Genomic DNA, 5,013 nt, shown 5'->3' with positions numbered 1-5,013 from the left:
GCTCCCACAGGGATCCCACAATGCCCAAGGCCTGTGTTGAACCTGTGGGAGCAGGCTTGCCGGCGATAGGGGCGGTGCAGGCAAATGACTAGCCAGCCAGAAGCAAGGATCCTGCATGCCCAGCCCAGTCCTGATCGCCATCGACGCCTCCCCCGCCGCCGCCGCCCTGCTCACCCTCGCCCGCCGTTACTGCCGCCCCGGCGAACACGAATTGCACGTGCTGCTGGCCATCGACTCTACCTTCGCCGTGCACGAGCAACCCGCGCCCTACACCACCGAAGAGCTGGAGCAATACCCCGCCGCCTGCAAGGAACAGCACCAGGCCGACGACGCGGTGGCCAAGGCGGTAGGCGAGTTGCAACAGGCCGGCTTCGCCAGCCAGGGCTGCATGATCGCGGGGCAACCGGTCGAGGCGATCGTAGCCAAGGCGCAGGAACTGAACTGCGAACTGATCATCATGGGCCACCGCCACCTGTCACGGCTGGGCCGGTTGCTGGACCCATCGATCAGCGCGAAGGTGATCGACCGGGTGAAGGTGCCGGTATTGGTGGGGCCCGCCTGAACGCCAGGTTGTCGATGCTGGCAGGCGCACAGCGTACCCTGTGGGAGCGGGCGCGCCCGCGAACACCGGCGCAGCCGGTGCCAGCCACCGCGTTGGATTCTTGCCGGGCATGCCCGCCACCACAGGTCCAGCGCTGTATTCAAAGGCAGTGCAGTGACTGTGGGCCAGAATGGCGCCGCAGGTCACCCCTCGCTCGGCTTCACCACCACCGTACAAGTCGTCCCCGCCGCCAGCAAGAACCCTTCCGGCACTTCATCGATGTGAATGCGCACCGGCACCCGCTGCGCCAGGCGTACCCAGTTGAAAGTAGGGTTCACGTCGGCGATCAGCTCGCGGCTTTGCGGGTTGTCGCGGTCGTAGATACCGCGGGCGATGCTCTCCACATGGCCCTTGATGCGCTCGCCGCTCATCATCTGCAGCTCGGCCTGGTCACCTACCTTCACATGCGGCAGCTTGGTCTCCTCGAAGAAGCCGTACACCCAGAACGAGTTCTCGTCGACCACTGCCATCACCGCTTCACCGGTACGCGCGTAATCGCCACGGTGGATATTCAGGTTGGTCACATAACCGTCCACCGTGGCCACGATGTGGGTCCGTTTCAGGTTGAGTTCGGCAGCCGCCAGCTCGGCAAGCGCCTGCTGATAATCGGCCTGGGCGGCGTTGGCAATATTGCTGGCATCGTCACGGTTTTCCTTGGAGATCACCAGGTTGTCCATGTCGGCACGGCGCTTGGCGTTGACCTTGCGCATCTCCCAGGTGGCCTTGCGCGACGCGACCAGCGCCTTGGCCTGGTCGACAGCGAGCTGATAGTGCTCGGGGTCGATCTGGATCAACAGGTCGCCCTTCTTCACCCGCTGGTTGTCCTTGACCGGCACGTCCACCACATAGCCAGGCACGTCGGCGGCCACGTTGATGATATCGGCACGAACGCGGCCGTCACGGGTCCACGGCGTGGTCATGTAGTGCACCCACAACTGGCGACCGATGGCCACGGCAGCGACCAGCACCAGCAGGGTGGCGATCAGGCTGAAGAACTTTTTCATCGAAGGTTTCTCACCAGTAGACAGTAAGCGCCATGGCGCCGAACAGGCAGACGAACAGGCTCAGGCGCAGCAACGCCGGGTGCCAGAAGAAGCGGTAGCCATCATGGCTGGCGATGAACCGGTCCAGGCCCCAGGCCAGGCCCAGCGCAAACAGGAACATCAAGGTCATGGTGGGCATGTACACACCATGGAAGGCGATTTCGCGGGGCATGCTTTCACGCAGCATCTGGCAGTCCTTTCGCCGGCACCAGCGGCGACTGTGGGTCGAGCAGGGAAGAACGGATAAAGTGCAGGTAGCTTTGCGCACGGCGCAGCACCGAGGTATCGAAGTGCCGGGCGAAGGGCTCGTCAGTGGCCTGCACCCGGGCAATGGCATGGTCCACTGCTACCAGCGCGCGTTCGTGGTTGCTGGCACTGGGCTGCAGAAACAGCCGTGCCAGGGCCCGGCCCATCACGCGGATGGCCTGGCGCCACGGTTGCGACTCGGCATAGGCCGGGTGCACCGGGGCGCGGGCCTGCTCCTTGCGCAGCTCGATAACCGCGTGGCCGACCTCCAGCACGGTGAACATCCAGCCCATCAGCTCGCTCTGAACCTTCGGCTTGCCGGCTGCCAGGCCGTAGGCCTGGTGCAGCAGGTCGCGGGTGCGGCTTTCGAACGCCGTGCCGATGCCACGCAGGCGGCCGCTGATGGCAAACAACACCTGCTCGCGTAGCTCCTGCTCCAGGCGGCTCCACAACCAGCGGCTGTTGGGTGGCAGGATGATCGCCCCGGCGGCGGCACACACGCACATGCCCAGAATCATGCCGATGTAGTCATTGATGAAGCTGTAGGGGTCGTACACGGTCAGGTTGTTGGGTACCGAGCCGATGGCGAAAAACACCAGCAGGCCGATGCCGTAGCCCGCGTAGGCCGGCCGTGACGAGAGAAACGCGCCGAGCACGAACACAGGCGCCAGCACCATGCACAGCAATGGGAACCCATCGATCCAGGGGAACACGAAGAAGGTCTCGAAGAAGCCGACCAAGGCCCCCAGCGCAGTGCCGCAGGCCATCTGGAACGACATGCGCTTGGGGTTGGGCGAGGCCGCCGACAAGCCCACGGTCACCGTGGCGATCAGGGTCATCATGGCGCCACTGGGCCAGTCGCTGAGCAGCCAGTAGCTGCCCAGCAGCAACAGCACTGTCGAGGCGCGCACGCCCGCTGCCAACGACACCAGCCAGCTGGTCTGCGCCACATAGGGCTCGTCCCATTGCTCGCGCTCGTGCTTGTGCGCGGCCAGCGAGGCGTGGGTTTCGGCGTAGCTGAACATTTCGTCGATGAAGCGGTACAACAGCTCGAACACCGTGTGGAAGTCGAGCTGGTCGGCCGCGCTCGGCCCGGTTGCCAGGTAGTCGGCCCGCAGGCTACGCACCTGGGTTTGCAGGCCTTCCTTGTAGGCGCCCAGCTCCAGGGTCAGGCGCAGTGCATCGGCGTCGGTCAGCGCCCGGCCCACGTAAGGCTGCAACAGCTCCACCAAGGTGTTCAGGCCCGGCTCGATGGCGGTGACGATCTGCCGCGGGCCACGTGCACGCAGCCGCTCCAGCAGGCGGTGCAGGGCGTTGAAGCGTGTGGTGATGGCCATGAACTCGCTGTTCATCCGCACCAGCCGGCCACTGCGCCGGCGCATGTGCGGGTCTTCGAAGGCGGTGACGTTACGCAGGCTTTCCAGGCCCACCGCCTCGGCCACGAAGCGCACATTGCTGCTCTCGAAGCGGTCACGCTGGCTGTCACCGCGCAAGGCCTCGACCACCACCCCGGCGAACACGCCAAAGCGCTGGTACAGGGCGTTACGCATGGCGGCGCTGGCCGACTGCGGCAGGATCGCGGCACTGACGAAGGTCGACACCAGGATGCCCAGGGCAATTTCCAGTACCCGCCACACCGCCGCCATGAACGCCTGGTCGGGGTGCTGCAGCACCGGCAGGCCGATCATGGCCGCGGTGTAGCCGGCCAGCACGAAGCCATAGGCGCGGAAGGTGCGGTAGCGCATGGCACCGGCCGAGCACAGCCCAACCCACAGCGCCAGGCTGGGCAGGAACAGCTCGGTGTTCTGCGGGAAAATGGCAATCAACGCCACCATCATCGCCGAGCCGGCCAGGGTGCCGAGCACCCGGTAGAAGCTCTTGGCGAACACGTGGCCGCTTTGCGGCTGCATGACGATGAACACGGTGATCATCGCCGTGCGCGGTTGCGGCAGCTCCAGGCGCATGGCCAGCCACAGGGTAATGAACGCGGCTGCCAGTACCTTGAAGATGTAGACCCAGGTCACGCCATCGGTACGCGCCCAGGCGAAGAAGCCGCGACGCCATTCCAGGCTTCGCAGCCAGCGCACAGGCAAACTGGAAGTGATCATTCAGCGTTGTCCGGCCGGGTATCGAAAATGGCCAGGGCCGCCGGGGTCTTCGGCGCAGCCTGGCGTTCTTCCTGGGGTACGTCCTGGCCAGCCTGCAGGCCACCGCCCAGGGCGGTGACCAGCTCGGCATGGGCGATCAAGCGTGCCGCCTGCACCTGCTGCTGCACCTGCTGCTGGCGGAACAGCAAGGTCTGCGCATTGAGCACGTTGAGGTAGTCGGTAAGGCCACGCTGGAAGGCGACCATGGCGATGTCGTAGGTTTTCTGCGCGGCGGCCACCGATTCGGCAGCGAAGTGCGACTGCTGCTGCATCGACTCGCGGCGGATCAACTGGTCGGAAATGTTCTTCAGCGCACCGACCACGGTCTGGTTGTAGCGCGCCACGGCCACGTCATAGCCAGCCGAGGCCACGCCCAGCTGCGAGCGCAGGCGCCCGCCGTCGAAGATCGGCAGGCTGATGGCCGGGCCAACGTTGTAGTTGAACTTGCGCCCGGTCAGGAATTCCAGCGGCCCGCCGCCCGTGGCCATGAAGCCCAGGCTGCCGACCAGGTCGACGTTGGGGAAGAAGCCGGCGTGCGCGACGTCGATGCCGCGTGCCTGCGCAGCCACCTGCCAGCGGCTGGCGACCACATCCGGGCGCTGGCCGACCAGTGCCGCAGGCAGGTTGGACGGCAGCTTCAGTGGTGCGGCCAGGGCCAGGGCCGGGCGCTGCAACTGCGCGCCCTCCCCCGGGCCTTTGCCGGCCAGGGCGGCCAGCTGGTTGCGGGCCAGGGCGATTTCTTCGTCGAGGCTATCGAGCTGGCGATGGGTTTCCGGCAGCGGCGCTTCGGCCTGGCTGACTTCGAAATGGGTGCCGATACCGGCCGCCAGGCGGCGCTTGGCCAAGGCCAGGATCTGTTCTTGCTGTGCCAGCTCGGCCTTGACGATATCGCGCTGGGCAAAGTGCAGGCTCAGCTGGATATAGGCGCGCACCACGTTGTTCTGCAGCTCCAGCTGTGCCTGGCGCGCTTCAGCCA

General features: G+C 65.7%; 5 protein-coding genes. 1 reads left to right on the top strand and 4 read right to left on the bottom strand.

The genetic code is table 11. The features are described 5' to 3' along the window. Positions 1-115 precede the first annotated feature (115 nt). Positions 116-562, top strand: coding sequence for a universal stress protein (locus tag GYA94_RS19225; RefSeq protein WP_110675591.1), 447 nt, complete (start codon positions 116-118; stop codon positions 560-562). 182 nt (positions 563-744) lie between these two features. Here GYA94_RS19225 and GYA94_RS19220 read toward each other — a convergent pair whose 3' ends face one another. The 4 genes from GYA94_RS19220 to GYA94_RS19205 all read right to left on the bottom strand — a co-directional run. Beyond that, positions 745-1,605, bottom strand: coding sequence for an efflux RND transporter periplasmic adaptor subunit (locus GYA94_RS19220; protein ID WP_029888019.1), 861 nt, complete (start codon positions 1,603-1,605; stop codon positions 745-747). A gap of 10 nt (positions 1,606-1,615) precedes the next feature. Then, the gene (locus GYA94_RS19215) at positions 1,616-1,816 is read right to left on the bottom strand and encodes a DUF1656 domain-containing protein (protein ID WP_009685040.1); all 201 of its coding nucleotides are present in this window, start codon (positions 1,814-1,816) and stop codon (positions 1,616-1,618) included. 4 nt (positions 1,817-1,820) lie between these two features. Beyond that, the gene (locus GYA94_RS19210; RefSeq protein ID WP_161892887.1) at positions 1,821-3,998 is read right to left on the bottom strand and encodes an FUSC family protein; all 2,178 of its coding nucleotides are present in this window, start codon (positions 3,996-3,998) and stop codon (positions 1,821-1,823) included. Next, positions 3,995-5,013: efflux transporter outer membrane subunit (locus GYA94_RS19205; protein WP_161892886.1), on the bottom strand; the 1,019-nt coding region annotated here is incomplete at its 5' end. The genes GYA94_RS19210 and GYA94_RS19205, both read right to left, overlap by 4 nt.

Origin of the sequence: Pseudomonas juntendi (genome assembly GCF_009932375.1) — a bacterium.
GTDB lineage: Bacteria > Pseudomonadota > Gammaproteobacteria > Pseudomonadales > Pseudomonadaceae > Aquipseudomonas > Aquipseudomonas juntendi.
Note: the sequence above shows the minus strand (reverse complement) of the source record. Positions and strands in the feature narration are given on the sequence as shown.